This is a genomic window from Streptomyces sp. NPDC006739 (assembly GCF_042869815.1).
In the GTDB taxonomy this organism is placed as follows: Bacteria; Actinomycetota; Actinomycetes; order Streptomycetales; family Streptomycetaceae; genus Streptomyces.
Genome location: NZ_JBIAGM010000022.1, coordinates 91,010 through 116,035 on the forward strand (window position 1 = coordinate 91,010; position 25,026 = coordinate 116,035).

Annotated in this window: 24 protein-coding genes and 1 tRNA gene; 9 read left to right on the top strand and 16 right to left on the bottom strand. The window is 73.7% G+C overall.

Annotation, left to right across the window (positions count from 1 at the left end; translation table 11 throughout):
- Positions 1-152: 152 nt before the first annotated feature.
- Positions 153-452: a hypothetical protein gene (locus tag ACFYMM_RS33740; protein WP_388393700.1), complete on the bottom strand. Its 300-nt coding sequence runs from the start codon at positions 450-452 to the stop codon at positions 153-155.
- Between the two features lie 120 nt (positions 453-572).
- Here ACFYMM_RS33740 and ACFYMM_RS33745 point away from each other — a divergent pair, with 120 nt between their 5' ends.
- A complete protein-coding gene (locus tag ACFYMM_RS33745; RefSeq protein WP_388393703.1) occupies positions 573-1,523 on the top strand; it encodes an NADP-dependent oxidoreductase in 951 nt (316 codons plus the stop codon).
- Between the two features lie 24 nt (positions 1,524-1,547).
- Here ACFYMM_RS33745 and ACFYMM_RS33750 read toward each other — a convergent pair whose 3' ends face one another.
- The 4 genes from ACFYMM_RS33750 to ACFYMM_RS33765 all read right to left on the bottom strand — a co-directional run bounded on the left by ACFYMM_RS33750 (position 1,548) and on the right by ACFYMM_RS33765 (position 4,003).
- On the bottom strand, positions 1,548-1,868 hold the full coding sequence (locus ACFYMM_RS33750) for a DUF202 domain-containing protein (protein ID WP_388393706.1): 321 nt from the start codon (positions 1,866-1,868) through the stop codon (positions 1,548-1,550).
- Entirely contained in the window at positions 1,856-2,248 is a 393-nt protein-coding gene (locus ACFYMM_RS33755) for a YidH family protein (protein ID WP_388393709.1), read from the bottom strand. The genes ACFYMM_RS33750 and ACFYMM_RS33755 overlap by 13 nt, the downstream gene beginning before the upstream one ends.
- Before the next feature lie 10 nt (positions 2,249-2,258).
- Positions 2,259-2,789 carry an NUDIX hydrolase gene (locus ACFYMM_RS33760; protein WP_388393712.1) on the bottom strand — a complete coding sequence of 177 codons (531 nt, stop codon included), beginning with the start codon at positions 2,787-2,789 and terminating at the stop codon, positions 2,259-2,261.
- A gap of 320 nt (positions 2,790-3,109) precedes the next feature.
- Positions 3,110-4,003, bottom strand: a complete 894-nt coding sequence (locus ACFYMM_RS33765; protein ID WP_388393715.1) for a DMT family transporter — start codon at positions 4,001-4,003, stop codon at positions 3,110-3,112.
- A 334-nt stretch (positions 4,004-4,337) separates the two neighbouring features.
- On the opposite strand from ACFYMM_RS33765, the gene ACFYMM_RS33770 reads away from it, so the two are divergent.
- From ACFYMM_RS33770 to ACFYMM_RS33780, 3 genes are all read left to right on the top strand, one after another.
- Positions 4,338-5,291, top strand: coding sequence for a hypothetical protein (locus tag ACFYMM_RS33770; protein ID WP_388393718.1), 954 nt, complete (start codon positions 4,338-4,340; stop codon positions 5,289-5,291).
- 151 nt (positions 5,292-5,442) lie between these two features.
- Positions 5,443-6,195 (top strand): molybdopterin-dependent oxidoreductase, encoded by a 753-nt coding sequence (locus ACFYMM_RS33775; protein ID WP_388393721.1) that lies wholly within the window; start codon positions 5,443-5,445, stop codon positions 6,193-6,195.
- Positions 6,179-6,802 (top strand): cytochrome b/b6 domain-containing protein, encoded by a 624-nt coding sequence (locus tag ACFYMM_RS33780; protein ID WP_388393724.1) that lies wholly within the window; start codon positions 6,179-6,181, stop codon positions 6,800-6,802. The genes ACFYMM_RS33775 and ACFYMM_RS33780 overlap by 17 nt, the downstream gene beginning before the upstream one ends.
- Before the next feature lie 12 nt (positions 6,803-6,814).
- On the opposite strand, the gene ACFYMM_RS33785 is transcribed toward ACFYMM_RS33780, so the two are convergent.
- The 4 genes from ACFYMM_RS33785 to ACFYMM_RS33800 are packed head-to-tail and all read right to left on the bottom strand — an operon-like array spanning position 6,815 to position 10,595.
- Positions 6,815-7,852, bottom strand: coding sequence for an L-idonate 5-dehydrogenase (locus tag ACFYMM_RS33785; protein ID WP_388393727.1), 1,038 nt, complete (start codon positions 7,850-7,852; stop codon positions 6,815-6,817).
- Between the two features lie 13 nt (positions 7,853-7,865).
- On the bottom strand, positions 7,866-8,630 hold the full coding sequence (locus ACFYMM_RS33790; protein WP_388393730.1) for an SDR family oxidoreductase: 765 nt from the start codon (positions 8,628-8,630) through the stop codon (positions 7,866-7,868).
- 13 nt (positions 8,631-8,643) lie between these two features.
- Positions 8,644-10,041 (bottom strand): gluconate:H+ symporter, encoded by a 1,398-nt coding sequence (locus ACFYMM_RS33795; RefSeq protein ID WP_388393733.1) that lies wholly within the window; start codon positions 10,039-10,041, stop codon positions 8,644-8,646.
- Positions 10,042-10,076: 35 nt separating this feature from the next.
- Positions 10,077-10,595: a gluconokinase gene (locus tag ACFYMM_RS33800; protein ID WP_388393735.1), complete on the bottom strand. Its 519-nt coding sequence runs from the start codon at positions 10,593-10,595 to the stop codon at positions 10,077-10,079.
- Positions 10,596-10,725: 130 nt separating this feature from the next.
- Here ACFYMM_RS33800 and ACFYMM_RS33805 point away from each other — a divergent pair, with 130 nt between their 5' ends.
- Positions 10,726-11,427 carry a FadR/GntR family transcriptional regulator gene (locus ACFYMM_RS33805; RefSeq protein WP_388393738.1) on the top strand — a complete coding sequence of 234 codons (702 nt, stop codon included), beginning with the start codon at positions 10,726-10,728 and terminating at the stop codon, positions 11,425-11,427.
- Between the two features lie 2 nt (positions 11,428-11,429).
- Here ACFYMM_RS33805 and ACFYMM_RS33810 read toward each other — a convergent pair whose 3' ends face one another.
- The 4 genes from ACFYMM_RS33810 to ACFYMM_RS33825 all read right to left on the bottom strand — a co-directional run bounded on the left by ACFYMM_RS33810 (position 11,430) and on the right by ACFYMM_RS33825 (position 17,590).
- Positions 11,430-11,816 (bottom strand): YchJ family protein, encoded by a 387-nt coding sequence (locus ACFYMM_RS33810; protein WP_388393740.1) that lies wholly within the window; start codon positions 11,814-11,816, stop codon positions 11,430-11,432.
- A gap of 33 nt (positions 11,817-11,849) precedes the next feature.
- Positions 11,850-13,187 carry a M1 family metallopeptidase gene (locus ACFYMM_RS33815; protein ID WP_388393802.1) on the bottom strand — a complete coding sequence of 446 codons (1,338 nt, stop codon included), beginning with the start codon at positions 13,185-13,187 and terminating at the stop codon, positions 11,850-11,852.
- Between the two features lie 80 nt (positions 13,188-13,267).
- Complete coding sequence (locus ACFYMM_RS33820; protein WP_388393743.1) at positions 13,268-17,140, bottom strand: Pls/PosA family non-ribosomal peptide synthetase; 3,873 nt, start codon at positions 17,138-17,140, stop codon at positions 13,268-13,270.
- A gap of 362 nt (positions 17,141-17,502) precedes the next feature.
- Positions 17,503-17,590: transfer RNA gene (locus ACFYMM_RS33825), tRNA-Leu, on the bottom strand.
- Between the two features lie 224 nt (positions 17,591-17,814).
- Here ACFYMM_RS33825 and ACFYMM_RS33830 point away from each other — a divergent pair.
- The 3 genes from ACFYMM_RS33830 (at position 17,815) to ACFYMM_RS33840 (ending at position 20,640) form a co-directional block, all read left to right on the top strand.
- Complete coding sequence (locus tag ACFYMM_RS33830) at positions 17,815-19,140, top strand: M20/M25/M40 family metallo-hydrolase (RefSeq protein ID WP_388393746.1); 1,326 nt, start codon at positions 17,815-17,817, stop codon at positions 19,138-19,140.
- A 148-nt stretch (positions 19,141-19,288) separates the two neighbouring features.
- Positions 19,289-19,522, top strand: coding sequence for a chaplin ChpH (chpH, locus tag ACFYMM_RS33835; RefSeq protein ID WP_388393749.1), 234 nt, complete (start codon positions 19,289-19,291; stop codon positions 19,520-19,522).
- Positions 19,523-19,665: 143 nt separating this feature from the next.
- Entirely contained in the window at positions 19,666-20,640 is a 975-nt protein-coding gene (locus ACFYMM_RS33840) for a chaplin family protein (protein WP_388393752.1), read from the top strand.
- Positions 20,641-20,696: 56 nt separating this feature from the next.
- On the opposite strand, the gene ACFYMM_RS33845 is transcribed toward ACFYMM_RS33840, so the two are convergent.
- Positions 20,697-20,885 (bottom strand): DUF5703 family protein, encoded by a 189-nt coding sequence (locus tag ACFYMM_RS33845; protein ID WP_046732800.1) that lies wholly within the window; start codon positions 20,883-20,885, stop codon positions 20,697-20,699.
- A gap of 47 nt (positions 20,886-20,932) precedes the next feature.
- Here ACFYMM_RS33845 and ACFYMM_RS33850 point away from each other — a divergent pair, with 47 nt between their 5' ends.
- Positions 20,933-21,628: a hypothetical protein gene (locus ACFYMM_RS33850; RefSeq protein ID WP_388393755.1), complete on the top strand. Its 696-nt coding sequence runs from the start codon at positions 20,933-20,935 to the stop codon at positions 21,626-21,628.
- A gap of 54 nt (positions 21,629-21,682) precedes the next feature.
- Here ACFYMM_RS33850 and ACFYMM_RS33855 read toward each other — a convergent pair whose 3' ends face one another.
- Positions 21,683-23,926, bottom strand: coding sequence for a helix-hairpin-helix domain-containing protein (locus tag ACFYMM_RS33855; RefSeq protein WP_388393758.1), 2,244 nt, complete (start codon positions 23,924-23,926; stop codon positions 21,683-21,685).
- Positions 23,923-24,906: an aldo/keto reductase gene (locus ACFYMM_RS33860; protein ID WP_388393760.1), complete on the bottom strand. Its 984-nt coding sequence runs from the start codon at positions 24,904-24,906 to the stop codon at positions 23,923-23,925. The genes ACFYMM_RS33855 and ACFYMM_RS33860 overlap by 4 nt, the downstream gene beginning before the upstream one ends.
- Positions 24,907-25,026 lie beyond the last annotated feature (120 nt).

The following is a 25,026-nucleotide window of genomic DNA, read 5'->3' on the forward strand; positions in this document are numbered from 1 at the left end:
CGCTCCTACGAACGGGGTGAAGAACGGGACCCCACTCATGATGCCGACCGGTCGGTATGCCGTCCAGTGGGTGAGCCGAACGTGATCGGGGCCACCCCGGTCCGACGGCTCCCCGGGGTCGCCCCGCGGGGGAGCCGTCGGTCACCCGTCCGTCAGTGGTCGTCCCAGTGGTCCTCGTGCTCCGCGTGCCGGTGGCCGTCGTGCAGGTAGTCCACATGGTCACCGTGACGCACGCGCGCGTGCCCGCAGTTCTCGCCGTGCCGGTGCTCGTGGTCCTCGTGGGCGGTGTGCCCGGCCGGCTCGCACTCGTCCCAGTGGTCCCCGTGCTCGCGGTGCAGATGTCCGTCGTGCGCGTAGTCGAGGTGGTCGCCGTGCGGCACCGCGGTGTGTCCGCAGCCGGGGCCGTGGGCGTGACTGTCGTGTGCGGTGTGTTCCTGGTGAAGGATGGTCATGGTGCTCACCTTCGGGGTACGGGGTGATGACGTGATGACGACGGACAGGCTGCCACGCGAACGGGACATATGGGGGCATCCCGGTTGCGTGGCGTTCACCAACCCCGGAGGGTCGAGGGCATGAAGGGCATCCATTACAGCCGGTACGGCGGACCCGAGGTGCTGGAGTACGGCGAGCTGCGCGACCCCAAGGTCGGCCCCGACGCGGTGCTGGTCAAGGTGCGCGCGGCGGCCGTCAACCCGGTCGACTGGAAGTGCCGTGAGGGATATCTGGACGGCGCTCTCGACGCCGTCTTCCCGGTGATCCCGGGCTGGGACGTGTCCGGGGTGGTGGTGCAGCCCGGTGCCGCGGTGACGGAGTTCTCCGTCGGCGACGAGGTCATCGGCTACGTCCGTGAGGACTTCCTGTCCCGGGGCACCTTCGCCGAGTACGTGGCCGCGCCGGTGCGGACCCTGGCCCGCAAGCCGCGCAATCTGTCCTTCGAGGAGGCCGCCGGGCTGCCGCTGGCCGGGCTCACCGCCTACCAGGTGCTCGTCCACGCCCTGGAGGCCAAGCAGGGCGAGACCGTCCTGGTGCACGCGGCGGCCGGCGGGGTCGGCTCGATCGCCGTCCAGCTCGCGGCGCATCTGGGGGCCCGGGTCATCGGTACGGCCAGTGAGCACAACCACGACTTCGTCCGGAGTCTGGGCGGCGAGCCCGTGGCCTACGGCGAGGGACTGGCCGAACGGGTGCGCGCCCTGGTGCCCGAGGGGGTGGACGCGGTCTTCGACACCATCGGCGGCGACACGCTGAAGACCTCGGTCAACCTGCTCGCCCCCGAGGGGCGGCTGGCCTCGATCGCAGACCCGGAGGTGCTGAGCCACGGCGGCCGCTACTGCTTCGTGCGCCCCGACGCCGAGGACCTCGAACGGCTGTCCGCGCTGGCGGAGCAGGGGGTGATCTCCGTGCACGTCTCGCGGACCTTCCCGCTGGAACGCGCGGCGGACGCCCACCGCCTGAACCAGGAGGGCCGTACCCGCGGCAAGATCGTGGTGACGGTGGACTGGGAGGACGAGCACACGGCTCCCTGACGTCCGAGGACGCCGGCCGCGCGGCTACACCACCAGTGCCGCCGCGCAGACGGCCAGCGCCACCGTGCACAGTGCCGCGGCCGTCGCGTGGCGTGGTGCGAGGGCCCGGGGGGCGGGGGCCGCCGCGAGGGCGCGGATGCGGTGCTGGGCGACCCACAGGAAGCCCAGCCACAGGGCGCAGCACAGCGCGCACGTGAGGACGCCGCCCGTCGAGGCGCCGCCGTGCAGGGCGGTCTTCACCGCGAGGACGGCGGCGACGGTGCCCGACAGGGTCGTGCGCCGCCAGGCCAGCCGTGTCCGCTCCGGCTGCAGCCCCGGGTCGCGCCCGGGCGTCACCCCGCCCATCCGACCAGTACGACGACGACCATCACGACGGCCACCACCGCCACGACCAGGCTGAGCACCGCCGGGAAGCGGGACACCGGCAGGTCCTCGCCCCGGCGCATCGCCCGCTCGCACCGCACCCAGTGGTTGACCGCGCGCAGCGAGCACAGCACGCCGGCCCCCAGCAGGGCGAGCGCCAGCCCCACCCGCCAGCCCCGGCGCAGCTCCGGCAGGAACTGGTCGACCGCGAAACCCCCGCCGATCAGCGCGAGCGCGGTCCGCAGCCAGGCCAGGAAGGTGCGCTCGTTCGCCAGCGAGAACCGGTAGTCGGGGGTGCCGCCCTCCTCCCGGATCACCTCGGGGGCGAACCACAGCCGGATGTTCCGCGCGAAATCGATCACGCGCAGGACCCTACGTCAGCGGTACGCGGTCGCCGCCCCGGTGCTCCCGCAGCCGCTCCCACGCCGCCAGTCCGTCCGGTACCCACTCCCACTCGCCGAGCCGCCGGTCCACCTCGTCCTGGGGCAGGAAGCCGTACCACTCGACCTCCTCCGCCTGCGGGCGCACCGGCGGTTCGCAGCGCACCTCGTACACCGCCGACCACCAGCTCTTGCCGGCCCCGTCGTCGTAGAGGAACTTGAAGAGGAACGACGGCCGGGGCAGTCCGCTCACCCCCAGCTCCTCCTCCGCCTCCCGCAGGGCCGCGTCGTCGTAGGACTCGCCCGCGCCGACCACTCCGCCGACGAACAGGTCGTACAGGGACGGGAAGACCAGTTTGGTCGGCGTGCGGCGGTGGACGAAGAGCCGCCCGGCCGCGTCCCGGGCCTGGATGAACACACACCGGTGCCGCAGCCCGCGCGCGTACGCCTCGCCGCGTGGGGCCTGCCCGACGACCTGGTCGTTGTCGTCGACGATGTCGAGGATCTCGTCAGCAGGATTCATGCCCTCATCCAACCAGGGTCCTGTGCGGGCGGCTCCCGTCGGGGCGGAGCCCGATCCGACCGGGCGGGGTGCGGGCTGGGCGGGGTCCGACCGGGCGGGGGCGGGCTGGACGGGGTCCGGGCCGGGCGGGTCCCGGCCCAGGGGTCCCTGTCCGGGCGGGGTCCGGGCCGGGCGGGGTCCGACTTGGGCGGGCTGCGGGCTGGGCGGGTCCGACTCGGGCGGGGTGCGGGCTGGGCGGGGTCCGACTCGGGCGGGGGTGCGGGCTGGGCGGGGGCCGACCCGGGCGGGCTGCGGGCTGGGCGGGTGCCGTCGGGCAGGTTTCAGCGCGACTGGAGGTCCCGCGCCCGCTCCGTCTCGGACGTGCCGCGTGGCATGGCCGGGTGCAGGCCCAGCAGCACGATGCCCGCGACGATCGCGGCCAGCCCCGCCGCCTCCCAGGCCAGCGCTCCCGTGTCGGTGCGCAGCCGGTCGCCCAGGAAGCCCACGCCGCACAGGATCCCGGCGAGCGGCTGGGCGGCGGTGAGCGCGGGCAGCGACATCCGCAGCGGGGCGGTCTCGAAGGCGCTCTGCACGAGCATCAGCCCGGTGACACCGAGCGCGACGACACCGTACGGCTGCCAGCCGGTGACCACCTCGACCAGGCCGCCCTCGGAGAAGCGGGTGCCGGTCACCCGGGTCAGCGCATCCTGCACGCCATACAGCAGTCCGGCGGCCAGCGCCAGCAGCACCGGTCCCCAGCTCAGCCGGGAGCGCTTGGCGCAGGTGGTGAGCAGCAGGGCCACGCCCACCATGACACCGATGATCAGCCAGTGCCGGAACGGGTTGGTGACCGCGGTGCCGCCGCGCGGCTGGCCCGCCAGGATGAACGCGGTCACCCCGCCGGCGAGGAGGAGCAGGCCGGTCCAGCCCTGGTGGCTCAGGGGCTGTCTGGTCTGGTGGCGGGAGAGGGCGAGCGCGAACAGGAGGTTCGTGGCGAGCAGCGGCTCGACCAGGGAGATCTCCCCCTTGCCGAGGGCGATCGCGCCCAGGACCATGCCGGCCACCATCAGACCGATGCCACCCAGCCAGCGCGGCACCCGCATCAGGTCCAGCAGCAGCCGGAAGGACAGGAAGTCGCTGAGCGGGGCCCGCTGGGCGACGTTCTGCTGGAGCACGAACCCGAAGCCCAGGCAACAGGCCGCGCTCACGGCGAGAACGAGAACCAGAACGGACACGCTGCGTACCTCGATCATCCGGGTGGACCACGGGTGCGTAGTGGCCGACTGTAGCGCTCCCGGGCCGGTGCCGCCCCGGGGAGTACCCGAGGAACGGATACCTGACTCGGCCACCATGCGGCGACTTGACCCCGGCGCGCCATGGCGCAGGCCACAGCCGTGACCGGGAACCGCCGCTCCACGGTACGACATCGACGGACCGTCGGACCCAAGTTCCGCGCCCGGCAAGGTAGTTGAAGTCAATAACACCTCTGTTCCGCTTGACGCAAACCATTGGCTGAGGGTTTGCTGTGCGTGATCGGCTGATGGCAGCCCGAGAATCAGGAAGCCCGCGGTGCCCCCACTCCTGCCCCTGCTCACCCCGCAGGACACCGACGCCTTCGACGACGCCCTCGACGACGCCGAACTCGCCGCCGCCCGGACGGCGTTGGCCCAGGGCCGGTGGCAGGCCGTCCGCTCGCTGCTGCTGCACACGGGTGACGACTGGGACCGCCGCGGCCACCGGGTCACCGTCCTCGCCAGGGAACCCCACGCCGCCCCGTGGGTCCACGGCTGGCTGCGGGCCGAACCCGCCTCCGCCGACGCCGCCACCCTGCTCGCCCTGGCCCTGGTCCAGCGGGCCCTGCGCGGCGACGAGGCACCGGACCGGGCCCGCGAGGCCTGCCGCGCCGCCGCCGCGCTCACCCCCGCCGACCCCACGCCGTGGCTCGGCCTGCTCCGGCTGGAGCGCACCATGGGCCCGCACCGCCAGGTGCTGCGCGCCTTCGCCGAGGTCCGGGGCCGCCATCCGGAGCACCACCACGCCCACCACCTGCTGACCGCCCGCCTCGCCGAACGGCGCCAGGACCAGCCGCGTGGGGCGCACGGGGCGCGCGGGGCGCACGAGGTGTACGACTTCGCCGAGCGGTGCGCCGCCGAGGCGCCCGCCGACTCCCCGCTGGCCGTCCTGCCGGCCGTGGCGCTCGCCGAGCGCTACCGGGTGCTGGCCGCAGCGGGCCTGGCGCCCGCCGATCCGGCCACCTGGGGGCACTGGTACCGGGCCCGGGCGCGCCGGGTACTGGAGGCCGCCTTCGACTGGTGGCTGGAGTGGGAGCACGACGACCACCCCCGCCGCCACGTCGACCTCAACCACCTCGCCTTCGCCATGTCCTGCGCGGGCCGGCCGGCCGAGGCGGCGGCCCTGTTCCGGCGCATCGGCCGGCACGCCACCCCGGCGCCCTGGTCGTACCCCCACCGCGACCCCCGCGAGGCCTTCGGCCGGGCCCGCGCCCACGCCCTCGCCTTCTGAGCCACGAGGCTTCACGGACCCGAGGTTCCAGGGACCCGAGGCCCTTTGAGTCACCAGGCTTTCCGGCACGTACGTAAGAAGTGATTACGGAGTCCTGACGGCCGGCCGGGATCCCTGGCCCCCGGGCCCATGAGGTGCTCGAATGAAACGCGTGAACCCTGAACCGTCCGAGGAACCGAGGCCGTCGCGGGAGGGACCTGAACAGGGCCGTCCCGTCGGCCGCCGCGTCTTCCTCGGCACCCTCGGCCTCGGCGCCCTCGGCGTGGCCACCGCGCCGGTGCTCCAACGCGGCCTGGAGTCCTTCCTCGGCTCCGTCTCCGGGCAGGACCCCACGGGCCTGACCGGTCTGCTGCCCAACGGCGGCGGCTTCCGCTACTACTCGGTCGCCGCGTCCGTCCCGCACCAGGGACCCGAGAACTACACCCTCAAGGTCGACGGGCTCGTCGACCACCCGCACACCTACACCCTCGCCGACCTGCGCGCCCTGCCGCAGACCCGGCTGGTCAAGGACGTCCAGTGCGTCACCGGCTGGCGGGTCCCGGGCACCCCCTTCGAGGGCATACGGCTCTCCCGGCTGCTGGACGCGGCCGGGGTGCGCGGCACCGGCAGGGCGATCCGTTTCACCTGCTTCGACGGCACCTACACCGAGAGCCTCACCCTCGACCAGGCCCGCCGCCCGGACGTCCTGGTCGCCCTGCGCATGCAGGACAAGGACATCACCCACGACCACGGCGGCCCGGTCCGCCTCTATGTCGCCCCCATGTACTTCTACAAGTCGGCCAAGTGGCTCTCCGGCATCACCGTCACCGACCACGTCCGCCCCGGATACTGGGAGAACCTGGGCTACGACGTCGACGCCTGGGTGGGCCGTTCGAACGGACGCGGCGATGACCCTACGAGCTGAGGCCCCGGCCGCCACGACGAGGCTGCGGCGCTTCACGCCGGCGGAGCGCTGGGTGCACCGCGCGACGGCCGCGCTGATGGGGGTGTGCGTGCTGACGGCCGCCGTCCTCTACATCCCGCAGCTCGCCGTGCTGGTCGGCCGGCGGGAACTGGTCGTCCGGATCCACGAGTGCGCGGGCCTCGTCCTGCCCGTGCCGGTCCTGCTCGGCCTCGCCTCCCGCGCGTTCCGCGCCGACCTGGGCTTCCTCAACCGCTTCGGCCCGCACGACCGCCTCTGGCTGAAGGCCGCCCTGGCCCGCGACAAACGGCACTCCTCGCGCCCGGCGGGCAAGTTCAACGCCGGACAGAAGATCTACGCCTCCTGGATCGCCGGCGCCACGCTGGTGATGCTCGGCACCGGCCTGCTGATGTGGTTCACCCATCTGGCGCCCCTGGAGTGGCGGACGTCGGCGACCTTCGTGCACGACTGGCTGGCCCTGACCATCGGTGTCGTCCTGGCCGGGCACATCGGCATGGCCCTGGGCGACCCGGAGGCCCGCCGGGGCCTGCGCACCGGAACGGTCAGCCGGGAGTGGGCGGCCCGCGAGCACCGCCTGTGGCGCCCCTGACCCGGCCGGGCGTCAGCCCGCGGCGCCGTCCGTGAAGTCCAGCAGCACCTTGCAGGACCGGCCCCGGTCGGCGGCCAGGGCGAACGCCGACTCAGCCGCGGCGACCGGCAGCACCGCGCTGATCAGCGTGTCGAACTCCGGCCGGCCCGCCAGCAGCGGCAGCGCCTCGTCGAACTCCGCGCCGAACCGGAACGCCCCGCGCAGTTCGATCTCCCGGCTGACCAGCAGGTTCCCGGCGAACGGCGACTCGCCCGGCGGCAGCATCCCGAGCTGCACGACCACCCCACCGCGCCGCACCCGCCGCAGACAGGTCTCCAGTCCCGCCGCCACCCCCGACGCCTCGACGGCCACGTCCACCTCCGCCGGCCACCCGGGATCGGCGGGGTCGTCCGCCCGTACGGCGGTGTCGGCCCCGACCGCCGTCGCGTACCGCAGGGCCAGGGGCACCAGGTCGGTCACCGTGACGCGGGCCGCGCCCGCCGCCTTCGCGGCCGCCACCACCAGGCACCCGATGGGTCCGGCGCCGGTCACCAGCACATGGCGGCCCCGCACGTCCCCGGCCCGGCGCACCGCGTGCAGCGCCACCGACAGCGGCTCGGCCAGCGCCGCCCGGCGCGGCTCCAGCCCCGCCGGCAACGCCCTCACCTGCTCGGCCGGTACGACCACGTGCGCGGCGAAACCACCCTGCACATGCGGGAAGCGGGCCGCGCTGCCGAGATAGCGGGTGTCGCGGCACACGTTCGGCCGCCCGGCACGGCACTCCGGGCACCCCCCGCACGGCGTGGCCGGGTGCACGGCGACGGCCGTACCCGGCGCGGGACCGGACGCCCGGACGCCGTAGCCGGTCACCGTCCCCACCACCTCGTGCCCGAGCACCATCGGTTCGCGCAGCCGGAAGTCGCCGACCCCGCCGTGCCGCCAGTAGTGCAGGTCGGAGCCGCACACCCCGCCGTAGCGGACGGCCACCAGCGCCTGCCCCGGCCCGGGCCGGGGCACCGGCAGTTCCTCGACGCGCAGATCGCCCGTCCCGTGGATGACACAACCCAGCATCCCCGACGCCCCCTCAGAGCACGCTCGTCATACCGCCGTCGACGTACAGCACCTGTCCGCTCACGAAGTCCGCGGCCGGCGAGGCGAGGAAGAGCACCCCGCCCACCAGATCCTCCGTACGGCCCCAGCGGCCGGCCGGGGTGCGGCGGCGCACCCAGGCGCTGAACTCCTCGTCCGCGACCAGGGGCCGGGTCAGCTCGGTCTCGATGTAGCCCGGCCCCAGCCCGTTGACCTGCACGCCGCAGGGGCCCCAGTCCGCGCACATGCCCTTGGTGAGCAGCTTCAGCGCGCCCTTGGTCGCCGCGTACGGCGCGATGCCGGGCCGGACCACCTCGCTCTGCAGCGAGCAGATGTTGATGATCTTGCCGTGGCCGCGTTCCGTCATCCGCCGGGCCGCCTCCCGGCCGACCAGGAACGCGCTGGTGAGGTTGGTGTCCAGGATCCGGTGCCAGTCGGCGTCGGTGAACTCCAGCAGCGGGGCGCGCAGTTGGATGCCCGCGTTGTTGACGAGGATGTCCAGCGGGCCCACCCGCTCCTCGACGTCCGCGATCCCGGCGGCCACGGCCGGCCCGTCGGTCACGTCGAACACGGCCGTGTGCACCCGGTCGCCGGGCAGGCCGGCGGCGGCCTCGGCGAGCCGCTCGCCGTTTCGCCCGTTGAGGACCACCGTGCAGCCCGCCTCGGCCAGGCCCCGGGCGAGGGCGAGCCCGATGCCCCGGCCGGCGCCGGTCACCAGGGCCGTACGCCCGCTGATGTCGAACAAGGGGTGAGCCGTCATCGCCGTACCGCTCCTAGATCACCAGGGACAACAGGAGGACCAGACCGCCGGCGACCACCGAGATGATCGTCTCCATCACCGACCAGGTCCTGACCGTCTGTCCGACGCTGAGCCCGAAGTACTCCTTGACCAGCCAGAAACCGGCGTCGTTGACATGGCTGAAGAACAGCGACCCGGCACCGATGGCGAGCACCAGCAGCGCTGTGTGCGCGGTCGACATGTCGGCCGCCAGCGGGGCGACCAGACCGGCCGCCGAGACGGTCGCCACCGTCGCCGAACCGGTCGCCAGCCGGATGGCCACCGCGATCAGCCAGGCCAGCAGCAGCGCCGGGATCGACCAGTCCTTGGAGATCTCCAGGATCATCCGGCCCACCCCGCAGTCGATCAGCGTCTGCTTGAAGCCGCCGCCCGCGCCGACGATCAGCAGGATCCCCGCGATGGGCATCAGCCCCTTGTCGACCGCCGACGAGATCCGCTCCTTGCTGAAGCCGGCCGGGCGGGCGAGCGTGAAGATGCCGACCAGCACGGCCACCAGCAGGGCGATCAGCGGCGAGCCGACGACGTCGAAGACGCGCTGCACCAGGTGCGTGGGGTCGTCGACCACGATGTCGACCAGGGCCTTGGCCAGCATCAGCACGACCGGCAGCAGGATGGTGGCGAGGGTGGCGCCGAAGCCGGGCCGCCGCTCCAGGTCCTCGGACGGCCTCGAACCCAGCATCCGCTCGGGGACCGGGACGTCCGCCCAGCGGGCGGCGACCTTCGAGAACAGCGGACCCGCGATGATCACCGTCGGTATGGCCACGAGCACCCCGAGGGCCAGTGTCACACCGAGGTTGGCCTTGACCGCGTCCACCGCGACCAGCGGGCCGGGATGCGGCGGGATCAGGCCGTGCATCACGGACAGACCGGCCAGCGCCGGGACGCCGATCCGCATCAGCGAGTAGTTGCCGCGCTTGGCCACCATCAGCACCACCGGGATCAGCAGCACGATGCCGACCTCGAAGAACAGCGGCAGACCGATCACCGAGGCGATCAGCACCATCGCCCACGGCATGGCGCGACCGCCCGCCCTGGCCAGGATGGTGTCGACGATCTGGTCCGCGCCCCCGGAGTCGGCGAGCAGCTTGCCCAGGATCGCGCCGAGGGCGATCAGCACACCGACACCGGCGACCGTGCTGCCCAGGCCGGTGGTGAAGCTCGTGATGGCCTTGTCGAGCGGTGCCCCGGCGCACGCGCCGAGCGCCAGCGAACCGATGGTCAGTGCCAGGAAGGCGTGCAGTTTGAACCGGGTGATGAGGACGACGATGACGGCGATGCCGACCAGGACGGCGATGCCCAGCCGGGCGTGGCCGGCCGAGGTGATCGGCTGGACGGTGTCCGCTGCCAGCATCTCGACTCTGAGTCTGGTCACGGGTTTCCCTTGCAGGTACGGGGACGGGGGAGGTGTTACTCGGCCGGCTGCGGCAGTTCGTCCAGCGCCTCGACGGCCCGTTCGGCGATCTCCTCGGGGCCGCCCCCGACGTCCACCGCGACACCCGCCTCGCCCGGCTCCAGCGGCTGGAGCGTGGCGAACTGGGAGTCGAGCAGCGCCGTGGGCATGAAGTGCCCCTGCCGGTGCGACATCCGGCCCTCGATGAGCGCGCGGTCGCCCGTGAGATGGACGAAGACGACCCCGGGGGCCGCGGCCCTGAGCCGGTCGCGGTACGACCGCTTCAGCGCCGAGCAGCTGACCACTCCGCCGAGCCCGGCCCGCCCGTGCGCCCAGGCACCGATGGCGTCGAGCCACGGCCACCGGTCCGCGTCGTCGAGCGGGACCCCGGCCGACATCTTGGCGATGTTGGCCGGCGGGTGGAAGTCGTCGCCCTCGGCGTAGGGAACGCCGAGCCGGGCCGCGAGCAGGGGACCGATGGTGGTCTTCCCGGTGCCCGCGACACCCATGACCACGACGACGTGGGGGGTGGTCATCACTACCTCGCTGTCTTCGTCGACACCTGATGTCGACGACACTGAAACCCATTAGGTACGACGAATTCAAGAGTCCGTGACGAATAAGTCTGACTTTTTGGCTCGGTGATCCACCCCGTACGCTGAGTGCATGACCACACCGGGCCGGGGGCTGCACGGCCGTGTACTGGACTCCCTCGGCCCCGCGATCACCGCGGGCGAGTACCCGCCGGGCAGCGTCCTGCGCACGGACGAACTGGCCCAGCACTTCGAGGTGTCACGCTCCGTGATGCGCGAGGCCGTCCGGGTGCTGGAGTCCATGCACCTGGTCGAGTCCCGCCGCCGCGTCGGCGTCACGGTCCGCCCCAAGGCCGAGTGGAACGTCTACGACCCGCAGGTCATCCGCTGGCGGCTGGCCGGCGCCGACCGCCCCCACCAGCTGCGCTCCCTCACCGTGCTGCGGTCGGCGGTCGAACCGGTGGCGGCGGGCCTGGCGGCGCGCCACGCCACCGCCGAGCAGTGCGCCGAACTCACCGAGTGCACCCTCGGCATGGTGGCCAACTCACGCGGCCACCAGCTGGAGGGCTATCTGATCCACGACATCGCCTTCCACCGGGTCATCCTCACGGCCTCCGGCAACGAGATGTTCGCCCGCCTCGGCGACGTCGTGGCCGAGGTGCTGGCCGGCCGCACCCACCACGAGGTGATGTTCGAGGACCCCGACCCGGCCGCCGTCACCCTGCACGTCCAGGTCGCGGAGGCGGTTCGCGCGGGCGACGCCGCCCGCGCCGAACGGCTGACGCGCGAGATCACGGTAGGCGCCCTCCAGGAACTGGACATCCTGGCGCCGTAGCCCTACGCCTCGGGGAACTCCCCGTCGACGTACACCCAGGCCCCGCCGACCCGCTCGAACCGGCTCCGCTCGTGCAGCGAACCACCCCGGTAGGAGGCCCGGAAGGTCACGGTCCCGGTGGAGTGGAAGGCCGACCCGTCGGTGGCGGCGAGGACCTCCAGCCCCGTCCACCTCATCCGCTCGTCCAGCTCCAACCGCGCGGGCCGGGTCCGCGGATGCCACGTCCGCAGCAGATACGCCACGTCCCGCCGCACGAACGCGCTGTACCGCGACCGCATCAGCGCCTCGGCGGTGGGCGCCGCGGCCGCACCCGAGTGGTAGCGGCCGCAGCATGCGGTGTACGGCTCGGGCAGGCCACAGGGGCAGGAACGCGCGGTCACGGGCACCATTGTGCCGCGCCGGCCGAGCCGCCCCCGACCCCCCTACGCCGCCTCCCGCGCCACCGGCAGCGGCGGCAGCGCCACCTCCCGCACCCACGCCTGGAACAGCCCCTCCACGGGCTCGTCCGAGAAGCGCGCCACATGGGCCTGGAAGGCCGCCGTCGTCACGGCGCCGCCCCGGTGCAGCCGGGTCCAGTCCCGCAGCATCCGGAAGAACGCGTCGTCGCCCAGCGCGCAGCGCACCGCGTGCACGGCCAGGCCCCCGCGTTCGTAGAGCCTGTCGTCGAACATCAGCTTGCGACCCGGGTCGGACAGCCGCAGATCCTGCGGGAGCGAGGACAGCAACCGGTGCGCGGCGGCCGCCAGTTGACCGGCGCCACGGCCACCCGAACGCTCCGACCACAGCCACTCCGCGTACTTGGCCAGCCCCTCGTTCAGCCAGATGTGCCGCCAGTCCGCGATGGAGACACTGTTGCCGAACCACTGGTGCGCCAGCTCGTGCGCCACCAGCCGCTCCGAACCCCTGGCCCCGTCCACGTGGTTGGACCCGAACAGGGACAACCCCTGCGCCTCGACCGGGACATCGAGTTCCTCCTCGGTCACCACCACCGCGTACTCGTCGAACGGGTAGGGCCCGAACAGCTCCTGGAAGAGGTCCATCATCGCGGGCTGGCGCGCGAAGTCCCGGGAGAACCGGGGGAGCAGGTGCGCCGGGATGTGCCCGTGCTGCGGAACCCCGCCCGGCCCGGGATCGCCCAGCAGCACCGTCTGGTACTTGCCGAGCGCGAGGCCCACGAGATAGCTCGACGTGGGCGCCGACTGCTCGTACACCCAGGTCGTCGTCGAGGCCTTCGTCGTACGGGTCAGCAGCCGGCCGCCCGCGACCACCGCGTACGCCGACGGCGTGGTCATCGAGAGCAGGTACGACGCCTTGTCGGCGGGCCGGTCGTTGCACGGGTACCAGGACGGCGCCCCGACCGGCTGGCTCGCCACCAGCGCCCCGTCCTCCAGCTCCTCCCAGCCGATCTCGCCCCAGGGGCTGGCCACCGGCCCGGGATTGCCCGACCAGTGCACCTCGACGGTGAACGCAGCCCCGGCCCGCACCGGCTTGGCGGGACGCACCCGCAGCCTGCCGCCACGGTGCGTGTAGTGCGGCTGGCGTCCGTCGACGCGGACCCGCCCGATCCTGAAGTCCGCCAGGTTGAGATGGAACTCGGTGAGCGGGGAGCGGCCCGCGATGGCGTTGATCCGGGCCGTGCCCGAGAGCCGGTTCGGACCCGGGCGGTACTCCAGCGCGAGTTCGTAACGGTGCACCCGGTACCGGGGATCACCGTTGTCCGGGAAGTACGGATCCGGACCCGTCGACTGCTGAACCGCCACTGCCTCGTCCGCTCCCTGCGCCGTGCCACCACTTGGCTCCGCCGGTGTCCCGCCCGCCGATCCGCAGTGGCCCGCGCCGCTCAGGGACGCCATGCCTCGATCGGATTGCCGAGCCAGCGGGTGTCGTCCGGGACGGACTCCGCGGCCATGACGAGCGACGCGGGACCCAGGGTCGTACCGGCCCCGACCGTGCTGCCGGGCAGCACGATCCCGCCAGGGCCCAGCGTGGCACCCTCACGGAGGACCACAGTATCCGTCCGCAAGATCCGGTCGTGGAAGAGGTGCGTCTGGAGCACACACCCCCGGTTCACCGTCGCCGCGTCCGCCAGCGTCACCAGGTCCGTCTCCGGCAGCCAGTAACTCTCCACCCACACGCCCCGCCCGATCCGCGCCCCGAGCCCGCGCAGCCACGCCGTCATGACCGGCGTCCCCGGCACACCCCCGGCCAGCCACGGCACCGCCAGTACCTCGACGAAGGTGTCCGCCAGCTCGTTGCGCCACACGAAGGCGCTCCACAGCGGATGCTCCGCACGGCGGTGCCGCCCCACCAGCAGCCACTTGGCCAGCACCGACACCACGCCCGCCGCGCCGCCCGCCGCGAGCAGCACCACACCGGACAGCGGCGCCGCCCACGGCCCGAGGGCGCACAGCGCCGCCACCGTCAGCCCGGCCAGCGCCGCCGAGCACAGCACCGGCACGATCCGGCACAGCTCCACCAGCGCGCGCGCCCACAGCAGCCGGGCCGGCGGGTCGTACGTACGGCTCTGGTCGCCGTCGCTCGCGCTGCGCGGCAGCCTCACCGGCGGCAGCCCCAGATACGAGCTGCCCTTCTTCGCCTTCTTGGGCGTCGCCGACAGCACCCCGACCAGACCGCCGTCCGGCACCGAGCGGCCCGGCGCGGTCATCCCGGAGTTGCCCAGGAACGCCCGCCGGCCGATCTCCGCCCGCCCGATCCGCATCCAGCCGCCGCCCAGTTCGTACGGCGCGGTCAGCGTGTCGTCCGCCAGGAACGCGCCCTCGCCGACCGTGGTCAGGCTCGGCAGCGCCAGCACGGTCGACACCTCGGCGCCCCGCCCGATCCGCATCCCGAGCAGCCGCAGCCACACCGGCGTGACCAGCCCCGCGTACAGCGGGAACAGCGTCTCCCGCGACCGGTCCATCAGCTGCGAGACCGTCCACGCCTGCCAGCCGACCCGGCCGTGCGTCGGGTACGTTCCCGCGCGGAGCCCGAGGCTCAGCAGCCGTACGGCCACCAGGACCAGCAGCGCGTACGCCAGACCGAAGGCGAGCGTCGCCGGGACCAGCGCGAGCGCGGCACCGCGCAGGGCCGCCCCCGGCCCGCCGCCGGGCGCCACGAACAGCGCGGCCACCGCGAGGGCGGCCCCGCCCGCGAGCACCGGCAACAGGGTCAGCGCGACGCCCGTCACGCCGTACACGAACCGCCAGAACGTGCCGCGCGGCGGCCGCTCCCTGGGCCAGTTCCGCTTGGCCTTGCCGAGCTTGACCGCGGGCGCCCCGGCCCAGCGCTGACCGGTCGGGACCTGCCCGGCGACCGCCGAGCCGGGCGCCACCTCGGCCCGCTTGCCCACCCGGGCGCCCGGGAAGAGGATGCTGCGCGTCCCGACGACGGCATGCGCGCCGACCCTGACCGGGCCGATCTCCAGCCGGTCCCCGTCCAGCCAGTACCCGCACAGGTCCACCTCGGACTCCACGGCGGCCCCGCGCCCGAGCCGGAGCATGCCGGTGACCGGCGGCAGCGCGTGCAGGTCCACGTCCGCGGCGACCCGGGCGCCCAGCGCCCGCGCGTACCGCTGCAGCCACGCCCCGGTCAGCGAGGTCGCCCCGGCGGCCTCGGCCAGCCGCTCGGCGGTCCACAGCCGCAGATGCACACCGCCGCCACGCGGATACCGGCCGGGCGTCACGCCCCGCAGCAGCAGCCGCGCCCCGCCCGCCGCGACCGCGATCCGGCCCGGCGGACTGAACAGGACGACGGCACCGGCCGCGACCAGCCACCAGGGGGCGGTCGGCAGCCAGGAGTACGCGGGCAGCAGGTTCCCCAGAGCGGCCAGCGCCACCGTCCAGCGCAGCCCGAGCAGGGTGAACAGCGGGACCAGCAGCAGGAGCTGGACGAGCTGGGCGCGCACCGGCACCGGGGCGACCACCCGGCCGGCCGCGTCGTCCTGCGCCGACTCCTCCAGCCGGCGGGCCAGCTTGCGCAGGGTCGGCTGCTGGTAGATGTCGAGGACGGCGGCGCTCGGGTAGCGGGTGCGCAGCCGCGTCGTCAGCTGGGCGGCGGCCAGGCTGCCGCCGCCGATCGCGAAGAAGTCGTCACGGGCACCGGTGACCGGGATGCCGAGGACCTCCGTCCACTGCTCGGCGAGCCAGGCCTCGGTGCCGTAGAGCTGGGCGGCGGGAGCCTCCACCCCCTCCAGGGGCCACGGCAGGGCGTTGCGGTCCACCTTGCCGGACGTGCGGGTCGGCAGCTCGTCGACCGGCGCGAGCAACGGGACGAGCGCGGCGGGCAGCACGGCCCGCAGCTTCTCGACGGCGGCCCGCTGGTCCCAGCCGTCCTGGGTGACGACATAGCCGACCAGGAGCTGGTTGCCGCCGCGGGCGGTGCGCACGGCGGCGGCGGCGCCGGCGACACCGGGCAGCGCCTGGAGCGCCGCGTCCACCTCGCCCAGCTCGATCCGCCGGCCGCCCAGCTTGATCTGCTCGTCGGCGCGCCCGAGGAAGACCAGTCCCTCGGGCTCGGCCCGCACCAGATCGCCGCTGCGGTAGGCCCGCTCCCAGCCCAGCGAGGTGAGCGGCGCGTACTTCTCCGCGTCCTTCTCCGCGTCGAGGTAGCGCGCGAGCCCCACGCCCCCGATCACCAGCTGCCCGCTGCCGCCCATCGGCACCGGCTCGCCGGCCTCGTCGACGACGGCCAGCTCCCAGCCGTTCAGCGGCAGCCCGATCCTGATCGGCTCCGCACCGCTCATGAGCGAGGCACAGGCCACGACGGTGGCCTCGGTGGGCCCGTACGTGTTCCAGACCTCGCGCCCCTCCGTCACCAGTCGCTGCGCCAGCTCGGGCGGGCAGGCCTCACCGCCGAAGATCAGCAGCCGTACGTCGTTGAGGGTTTCGGGCTCCCACAGCGCGGCCAGCGTCGGCACCGTGGACACCACGGTGACCTCCTGCTCGACCAGCCAGGGCCCGAGGTCGGCGCCGCTCCTGACCTGCGACCGGGGGACCGGCACCAGACAGGCCCCGTACCGCCAGGCCAGCCACATCTCCTCGCAGGAGGCGTCGAAGGCGACGGACAGACCCGCCATGACCCGGTCCCCGGGGCCGATCGGCTCCTCGGTGAGGAACAGGGCGGCCTCGGCGTCCACGAAGGCGGCGGCGCTGCGGTGGCTGACGGCGACGCCCTTGGGCCTGCCGGTGGAACCGGAGGTGAAGATCACCCAGGCGTCGTGCCCGGGGCCGGGGCGCCCGGCCGGCGCCCCCGGCCCGCCGTGCACGGTGATCCGCCGGCCGCCCTCGACGACGGCCCGCACCCCGGCCTCCCCGAACACCAGCTCGGCCCGCTCGTCCGGGTCCTCGGCGTCCACGGGTACATAGGCGGCACCGGCGGCCAGTACGGCGAGGACGGTGACGTACAGCTCGTTGGTCCCGGACGGAACCCGCACCCCGACCCGGTCCCCGAGCCCCACGCCCGCCTCGGCCAGCCGCCGCCGCGTCCGCTCCACCTCGGCGGCCAGCGCCCGGTAGGTGAGCCGGTCGGAGCCGTCGTCCAGCGCGAGTTCGTCCGGGTGCGAGCGCACGGAGGCGTCGAAGACGTCGACGAGGGTCCGCGGCGGGGCGGCCGGCCCGGCGGAGAAACGTGCCGTCGAGGGTTCCGTGTCACCGTACCGCTCGCGGATCTCGTCCTCGAGCAGGCCGAGAGCGCTGCTCTCGCTGATGGCTGCCATCGGGTCCTCGCGTCTCGATCCCGGGGCACCCGGGGCGCTGGCGGGCCCGCAGGTCTGCCTGGGGTTGTCCGGCTCCAGCTCGGTAACAAGCCGGAAATATTAGTACGACGCTAGGACCGAGGCCCTGGCGCGGCCACCCGGGACGGCCGTACGGAGGACGGCCGGACCCCGGCCCCGACGCCCTGACCTGCGGATCCACCGGACAGGCGAGAGATGGCCCACATGTCGCCCTGGGCGAGGAGGAGTTGAAGCGCAAGCCGCGCGGAATCCGTGTGGAAGCCGCGCGCGCAAGCCGTGCGGCGGCCAGGTCGGCCGGCGTGGGCCACCAACGCAAGAAACCCCTGCTCAGCAGGGGTTTCAGCTGGTGTCCGAGGGGGGACTTGAACCCCCACGCCCGATAAAGGGCACTAGCACCTCAAGCTAGCGCGTCTGCCATTCCGCCACCCGGACAAGGTGTCTGTCGTGCGGGGTTTCCCCCGCGGCGACGAAGGAAACATTACCAGGCTTTCCGGGGTGGCCGATCACCCCCCGTTCCCGGGTCCGCTCGCGCGTGAACGGCGTGTGACCGGGCCGGGACCGGTCTTGGGCCCGGGACGGGGGAGGGGGAGGATGAGGATGACCACCGGCAACGACGGCGAAGACGGACAGCCGGCAGTGACAGCGGGAGGAAGCACGTGAGCGAGACGGACACGGCCAGGGGCGTCACCGGCGAGGACGAGGTCGTGGACCTCTGCCGCGAGCTGATCCGGTTCGACACCAGCAACTACGGCGACCACTCCGGACCCGGCGAGCGCAAGGCCGCCGAGTACGTCGCGGAGAAGCTCGCCGAGGTCGGGCTGGAGCCGAAGATCTTCGAGTCGCACCCGGGGCGCGCCTCGACCGTGGCCCGTATCGAGGGCGAGGACCGGTCGCGGCCCGCCCTGCTGATCCACGGCCACCTGGACGTCGTACCGGCGAACGCCGCCGACTGGACCCACCACCCGTTCTCCGGCGAGGTCACGGACGGGTGCGTGTGGGGGCGCGGGGCCGTCGACATGAAGGACATGGACGCCATGACCCTCGCGGTCGTCCGGGACCGGTTGCGCAGCGGACGGCGGCCGCCGCGGGACGTCGTCGTCGCCTTCCTCGCGGACGAGGAGGCCGGCGGCACCTACGGGGCCCGGTACCTGGTCGACCACCACCCCGAGCTGTTCGAGGGCGTCACGGAGGCGATCAGCGAGGTGGGCGGGTTCTCGTTCACCGTGAACGAGCAGCGGCGGCTCTATCTGATCCAGACGGCCGAGAAGGGCATGCACTGGATGAAGCTGACCGTGGCCGGCACCGCCGGGCACGGGTCGATGATCCACCGGGACAACGCGATCACCGAGCTGTCGGAGGCCGTCGCCCGGGTCGGGCGGCACAGGTTCCCGGTGCGGGTCACCAAGACCACACGGGCCTTCCTCGACGAGCTGGGGGACGCGCTCGGCACCGAGCTGGACCCGGAGGACATGGAGTCCACCCTGGCCAGGCTCGGGGGTATCGCCAAGCTCATCGGCGCGACCCTGAGCAACACGGCCAACCCCACCCAGCTCGGCGCCGGGTACAAGGTCAACGTCATCCCGGGCGAGGCCACCGCGCACGTCGACGGACGCTTCCTGCCCGGCTTCGAGGAGGAGTTCCTCGGCGACCTCGACAAGCTCCTCGGGCCGAACGTGCGGCGCGAGGACGTGCACTCCGACAAGGCGCTGGAGACCACCTTCGACGGGGCTCTGGTGGACGCCATGCAGTCCGCGCTGCTCGCCGAGGACCCGGCCGCGAAGGCCGTCCCCTACATGCTCTCCGGCGGCACCGACGCCAAGTCCTTCGACGACCTCGGCATTCGCGGTTTCGGTTTCGCTCCGCTGAAGCTGCCGCCGGAGCTGGACTTCGCGGGCATGTTCCACGGTGTCGACGAGCGGGTGCCGGTGGACGGGCTCCGGTTCGGCGTGCGCGTGCTCGACCGGTTCATCGACGCCTCGTAAGGCCGCGCGGTCAGTTAATCGGGCGCTCGTACGAGCTGTACTGAAAAGAGTGAATGCGACCATAAGCTCGTAGCTCCATTACTCCCTCCTCGTTACTGGTCATGTGATCCCGAAAGCTTGGGGTCGCTTTGCCAACAAGGAGGAACAAATGCTCAAGAAGGTCGTCGCTGCTGCGGCTGCCACTGGTGGTCTGGTTCTCGCGGGTGCGGGCCTGGCCGTCGCCGACTCCGGTGCCCAGGGTGCCGCCGTGCACTCCCCGGGTGTCGTCTCCGGCAACGTCGTTCAGGTGCCCGTTCACGTCCCGGTGAACGTCTGCGGCAACACGATCTCCGTGATCGGGCTGCTGAACCCCGCCTTCGGCAACACCTGCGTCAACAAGTGACGCCGACTCCCTGAGGGGCGTCTTTTCCGTCGGCCCCGGAGCGCGCGCCATGCGCTCCGGGGCCGACCGCTCTTTTCGCGTCCTTTCACGAGAAAAGACAGCGAGAAAACGACAGCAGGATCGAAGGCAGGGGAAAACCAACCATGCGACAGGGCACCCGCAAGGGCCTGATGACCGTGGCCGCCGCGACCGGCGTGATCGCCGCAGCGGGCGGCTACGCCCACGCCGACTCGGGCGCGAGCGGCTTCGCCAACGGCTCGCCCGGCGTACTGTCCGGCAACGTCGTGCAGGCGCCGGTGCACGTGCCGGTGAACGTGTGCGGCAACACCGTGAACGTCGTCGGGCTCCTCAACCCGGCGATGGGCAACCGGTGCGCCAACACCGGCGGCTCCGGGGGTTCGCACGCGAGCGGGCACGCCGGCGGCTCGCCGGGCGTCGGTTCCGGCAACGTCGTGCAGGCGCCGGTGCACGCGCCGGTCAACGTCTGCGGCAACAGCGTGAACGTCGTCGGCGTCCTCAACCCGGCGGCGGGCAACCGGTGCGCCAACCCGGGCGAGGGGGGCGGCTCCGGCGGCTCCGGGGGTTCGCACGCGGGCGGACACACCGGCGGCTCGCCGGGCGTCGGCTCGGGCAACACCGTGCAGGTGCCGATCGACGTGCCGGTCAACGTCTGCGGCAACAGCGTCGACGTGATCGGCGCGGGCAACGGCACGAAGGGCGACGACTGCGCCAACGGCGGCGGCCACCACACGCAGCCTCCGGGCGGCGGCGGTACGACCCCGCCCGGCACCCCGGGCCAGCCGGGGCACCCCGGTCAGCCGGGCCAGCCGGGGCACCCGGGTCAGCCGGGGCACCCGGGGCACCCGGGTCAGCCGGGGCACCCGGGCCGGCCCGGCCACCCCGGAGTTCCGGGCACTCCGCCCGCCACCGGTGGTCACGGCGGTCACGGCGGACGCACGCCCGGTGGCTCGTCCCAGGTCGGCGAGCAGGGCGGCAGCTCCGCCGGGCAGCTCGCGCACACCGGCAGTGAACTGCCGCTGGACCTGATGCTGCCGGCCGGCGCCGGCGCGCTGCTCGCGGGCGCGGTGCTGTACCGCAGGGCACGCGCCTCGGCGTGACCCGGAAACGGAGCGGGCCCCGCACCGCGGGGCCCGCTCCGTTCATGCGCCTCGTCTCACCACGTGGCACGCACCTGACGGATGATCCGCCGGCGCAACCGCACCCTGCGGCTGCCATCGCGCATCAGGCTCAGTCGGTCCAACTCCCAGTGTCCGTACTCGGCATGGTCCGTCAGCAGACGTGTGGCCTCCTTGCGGGAGACCCCGCGCGGGACGTACACGTCGACAAATTCGTATTCCGGCATCGCATCTATTGTGCGGTCTGGTGCCCGGTACGGATAGCGTCTGCACTATGTCTGATGCTGCGCAGCCCACCGCTGCCGAGGTACGCGCCGCCGCCGAGGCGGTCAAGACCGCGCTCGACCGCCACCTGGCCGCGGTCGAACGCAGGTCGGGTGAGGACGACCCGGCCGTCTACGAGGCCTTCAACCAACTGGCCGCGGCCGCCGAGGTGTACGACGAGCTGCTCTACGACCGCTACGACGAGGTCACACCCTTCGAGATCCCGGGCGCGGAGGACCTGCCGCCGTACGCGGGCCCGGAGGAACCGAACGCGATCAGCGTGCTGATCCGCCGCGACTACGCCGTGGCGGAACCCGAGCGACTGCTGGCACAGGCCCAGCGGGTCGAGGCGGCGGACTACGAGGAGGGCGGCGCCGCCGGCACGGTCCACGGGGCGCTCGGCCTGCTGTTCGGGGAGTTCGAACCGGACGAGATCGCCTCCCGGCACAAGGAGTTCGGCCTGGAGGAGGGCGACTCCACGCTCTGGGTCACCGCGGCGGACGAGCCCGCCGAGCCCGGCGAATGGCTGGAGGCGCCGTTCGAGCAGGCCGACGCGCAGCGGGTGGTCTGCCGCTTCGACGTGAGCGCGGTCTTCGACGACGAGATCGACGAGATCGACGAGGACGTTGAAGACCCCGAGGACACCGAGGACGTCGAGGACGACCTCGACCGGGAGGGGCTGGAGCCCCTCGACGCCGAGCGCTGATCCGGGCCGCCGGTGCCGGGGGGGACGCACGTCCCCACCGGCACCGGCGTGCGCTCACCCGGCCACCGGGACCTGGCTCGTCAGCAACGCCGGCAGACGCGTCGTACGCGCCTTGGCCCCGACCTCGGCGACCGCCTTCGGCAGTGCCTGCTCGACGCCCTGCACCACGGACAGATGGCGCTCCGCCCGCCCGAACGCCGTGTACACCCACGGCCGGCTCAGGACCTGCGCGGCATCGCCGGGCAGCACCACGACCACCGCCGGCCACCGTCCGCCGACCGCCTGGTGCGCGGTCAGCGCCCACCCGTGCCGCACGGCCCGCTCCACCCGCTCCCTCGGTACGACGACGGTGGCGCCCGCGCACGACAGGTGCAGCCCGTCGGCGTCGGCCGTCACCACCCGGCCCGGCACCGTACGGCCCGGGGCGGGGGAGTAGGCGATCCGGTCGCCGGGATCGAAGCCGCCGAAGCGGCCCGGGCCCGGGTTGAGCCGCTCCTTGAGGGCGGCGTTCAGCGCGCGGGTGCCGGCCGCCCCGCCATGACCCGGGGTGATCACCACCGTCTGCTCGGGCGGCACACCGATCGCCCGGGGCACCGAGTCCGCGACCAACTGCACGGTCCGGTGCACGGCCTCGCCCGCGTCCCGCACCGGCACGACGACGATCTCCTTGCCCGGCGCCTCGACCTGGCTCAGCTCGCCGACACCGATGCCCGAGACCAGCTCGCCGAGCGGGCCCGGGTCGGGGGTGCGGGAAGCGTTCTGCGGGCACACGCGGGCCGCGAGCAGGTCGGCGAAGACCCGCCCGGGACCGGCCGACCACAGCACGCCCGGGTCGCCGCTCAGCACCAGCCGCGCACCGTCGGGGAGCGACTCCACGAGCATCGCGGCGCCCTCGACATCCAGCTGGGGGGCGTCCAGCACGATCAGCAGGTCCAGGGCGAGGGCCCCGTCCGTGTCCCGGCCGGGCCCCTCGGCGCCGGACAGCAGACCGGCGACGGTGCCGACGGAGGTGGCCCGCTCGGCCTCGGGCGCCTGGAGCAGTCCGGCGAAGCGCCGCCGCCCGTCGGGGGTGTGGCAGGCGGCGAAGGCCCGCAGACCGGCCGCGCGAGCGGCGGTGAGCAGGGCGGCCGGTTCGGCGCGGGCCGCCTCGCCGCCCGTGTGCAGCACCAGGCCGTGGGCGGCGACGGCGCGCACCAGTCCGGCGGCGGCGCCGGACGCGGCCACCGCCTCCCAGCCCTCGGCGGCCTCCCGGGACGGGGAGTTGACCAGACGGGCCAGGCCGTCGGCCAGGCTCTCCTCGGCGAGCGCGTACCGCTCCAGACCGACGAGGACCCGTACCGGCCGCCGCTCGTCGTTCTCCTCCCCCTCCTCGCCGTCACCCTCGTCCCCTTCCCGGGCCGGCCGGGCCGGAGCGCCGGGCTCCTCCAGCGCGTCCTGGAAGACCAGGGCCTCGCCCTCCGCGATCGTGCTCTGCACGGCCGCGTCCGGGTCCGGTACGGCCCGCTGGGCCAGGGCCGCCACCAGCGCCGGCATCTCCAGCGCGGTGTGCCCGGCCAGGGCCGCCTGCTCCAGCAGCCAGACCGTGACCGCCCGGCCGCGCCGCTCGTCGCCCGGACCGCACTCGGCGCCGAGCAGCGCGCGGGCGAATCCGTCGGCCTGCTCCGGCCGTACCCCGCCGACCCGGAGCAGCTGCCAGGGGTCCTCCCGCAGCACGGCGTCCGCGCCCTCACCGAGCGCGGCGGCGACCTGGGCGGCCAGGGCCTCGGGCGCCCCGCCCCCGGCCAGCACCCGCCGTACCGCCTCGACGGCTTCCGGCGCGGGCGCGTGGGGCGCGGCGGCCGGTGCGGGGCGTGGCTGTGGCACGGGCTCGGGCTCGGGCTCCGGACGGTGCGGGGCGGGTGCCGGCTCGGTGAACACCGCCGCCACCGGCTTCTCGCCGCTCTCCACCGCCCGCACGGCGGCGAGCAGATCGGCGGCCCTGCCGCTCAGCTTCGCACCGCTGTCGATCGGCACCCGCTTCTCGGCCTTCCGCCGCTCGATACGCTCCCGCTCCAGCCGCTGAGCAGCCAGCTCGGCCTCGGCCTCGGAAAGCCCGCCCGGCCCGGCACCGGCCTCCCCTGCCGCAACCGCGGCGGCTCCGGCCTCCACCGCGTCACCGGCGCCGTCACCGTCACCGTCACCGGCGTCGGTGTCGGTGTCGGTGTCGGTGTCGGTGTCCGTGCCGCCCGTCTCCGTCGTCTCCGGTGCCCCCGGCCCGGATTCCTCCGTGACGGCCGGGGTCTCGGGCTCCGTGCTCACAGCGTGCTCCAGTCGTGATCGGGATAGCGGTGCAGGGGCGCCGACACATCGTCCAGCGCCCGGCAGATCTCGTCAGGAAGACTAAGGGCCTCCACTGACAACGCCGCCGTGAGCTGCTGCGCGGTGCGCGCGCCGATGATCGGGGCGGCCACGCCGGGCCGGTCGCGGACCCAGGCGAGGGCGATCTGGAGCGGGGTCACCGCGAGGCCGTCCGCGGCCGTCCTGACCGCGTCCACGATCCGGGTCGCGGTGTCGTCCAGGTACGGCTCGACGAACGGCGCCAGATGCTGGGAGGCACCCCGCGAGTCGGCCGGCGTGGAGGTGCGGTACTTGCCGGTCAGCACACCCCGGCCCAGCGGGGAGGAGGGCAGCAGCCCGATGCCCAGGTCCAGCGCGGCCGGCAGCACCTCGCGTTCGATGCCGCGCTGCAGCAGCGAGTACTCCATCTGCGTGCTCGCCAGCCGGGTGCGCGTGCCCGGCGCCGCGAGCTGCCAGGTCGCCGCCTTCGCCAGCTGCCAGCCGCAGAAGTTCGACACGCCGGCGTACCGCGCCCGCCCGCTGCTGACGGCGAGGTCCAGGGCCTGGAGGGTCTCCTCCAGCGGGGTGTCCGGGTCGAAGGCGTGGATGTGCCACAGATCGACGTAGTCCGTGCCGAGGCGGGCCAGGGACGCGTCCAGCGCGGCGAGCAGATGGCCGCGCGAGCCGTCGAAGCGGCGCTCGGGGTCCGGTACGCTTCCCGCCTTCGTCGAGATGACCAGGTCCCGGCGCGGCACGAGCCCTTCTATCAGCTGTCCGAGCAGATACTCGGCCTCCCCGTCGCCGTACACGTCCGCCGTGTCGACCAGGGTCCCGCCCGCCTCCCAGAACGCCTTCAGCAGGTCCGCGGCGTCATGCTCGTCGGTGTCCCGCCCCCAGGTCAGGGTGCCGAGTCCGATCCGGGACACACGCAGGCCGGTACGGCCGAGATGCCTCTGCTCCATGCCGCGAGATTACTGGCCAGAACTGATGCCGTGGGTTGCCTGTGGATAACCCCGTTTCCCCGCTGGAACCGGCCGCGACCTGCCCTCCCGGCCACCCGCCGCGCTAAGGTCGGCGCAACA

Bases quoted from the DNA above. Each gene is read 5' to 3' on its own strand.
- ACFYMM_RS33740 (WP_388393700.1), bottom strand. From the start codon at position 452: ATGACCATCCTTCACCAGGAACACACCGCACACGACAGTCACGCCCAC.
- ACFYMM_RS33745 (WP_388393703.1), top strand. From the start codon at position 573: ATGAAGGGCATCCATTACAGCCGGTACGGCGGACCCGAGGTGCTGGAG.
- ACFYMM_RS33750 (WP_388393706.1), bottom strand. From the start codon at position 1,868: ATGGGCGGGGTGACGCCCGGGCGCGACCCGGGGCTGCAGCCGGAGCGG.
- ACFYMM_RS33760 (WP_388393712.1), bottom strand. From the start codon at position 2,789: ATGAATCCTGCTGACGAGATCCTCGACATCGTCGACGACAACGACCAG.
- ACFYMM_RS33780 (WP_388393724.1), top strand. From the start codon at position 6,179: ATGACCCTACGAGCTGAGGCCCCGGCCGCCACGACGAGGCTGCGGCGC.
- ACFYMM_RS33785 (WP_388393727.1), bottom strand. From the start codon at position 7,852: ATGCTGGGTTGTGTCATCCACGGGACGGGCGATCTGCGCGTCGAGGAA.
- ACFYMM_RS33790 (WP_388393730.1), bottom strand. From the start codon at position 8,630: ATGACGGCTCACCCCTTGTTCGACATCAGCGGGCGTACGGCCCTGGTG.
- ACFYMM_RS33800 (WP_388393735.1), bottom strand. From the start codon at position 10,595: ATGACCACCCCCCACGTCGTCGTGGTCATGGGTGTCGCGGGCACCGGG.
- ACFYMM_RS33805 (WP_388393738.1), top strand. From the start codon at position 10,726: ATGACCACACCGGGCCGGGGGCTGCACGGCCGTGTACTGGACTCCCTC.
- ACFYMM_RS33810 (WP_388393740.1), bottom strand. From the start codon at position 11,816: ATGGTGCCCGTGACCGCGCGTTCCTGCCCCTGTGGCCTGCCCGAGCCG.
- ACFYMM_RS33820 (WP_388393743.1), bottom strand. From the start codon at position 17,140: ATGGCAGCCATCAGCGAGAGCAGCGCTCTCGGCCTGCTCGAGGACGAG.
- chpH (WP_388393749.1), top strand. From the start codon at position 19,289: ATGCTCAAGAAGGTCGTCGCTGCTGCGGCTGCCACTGGTGGTCTGGTT.
- ACFYMM_RS33840 (WP_388393752.1), top strand. From the start codon at position 19,666: ATGCGACAGGGCACCCGCAAGGGCCTGATGACCGTGGCCGCCGCGACC.
- ACFYMM_RS33845 (WP_046732800.1), bottom strand. From the start codon at position 20,885: ATGCCGGAATACGAATTTGTCGACGTGTACGTCCCGCGCGGGGTCTCC.
- ACFYMM_RS33850 (WP_388393755.1), top strand. From the start codon at position 20,933: ATGTCTGATGCTGCGCAGCCCACCGCTGCCGAGGTACGCGCCGCCGCC.
- ACFYMM_RS33860 (WP_388393760.1), bottom strand. From the start codon at position 24,906: ATGGAGCAGAGGCATCTCGGCCGTACCGGCCTGCGTGTGTCCCGGATC.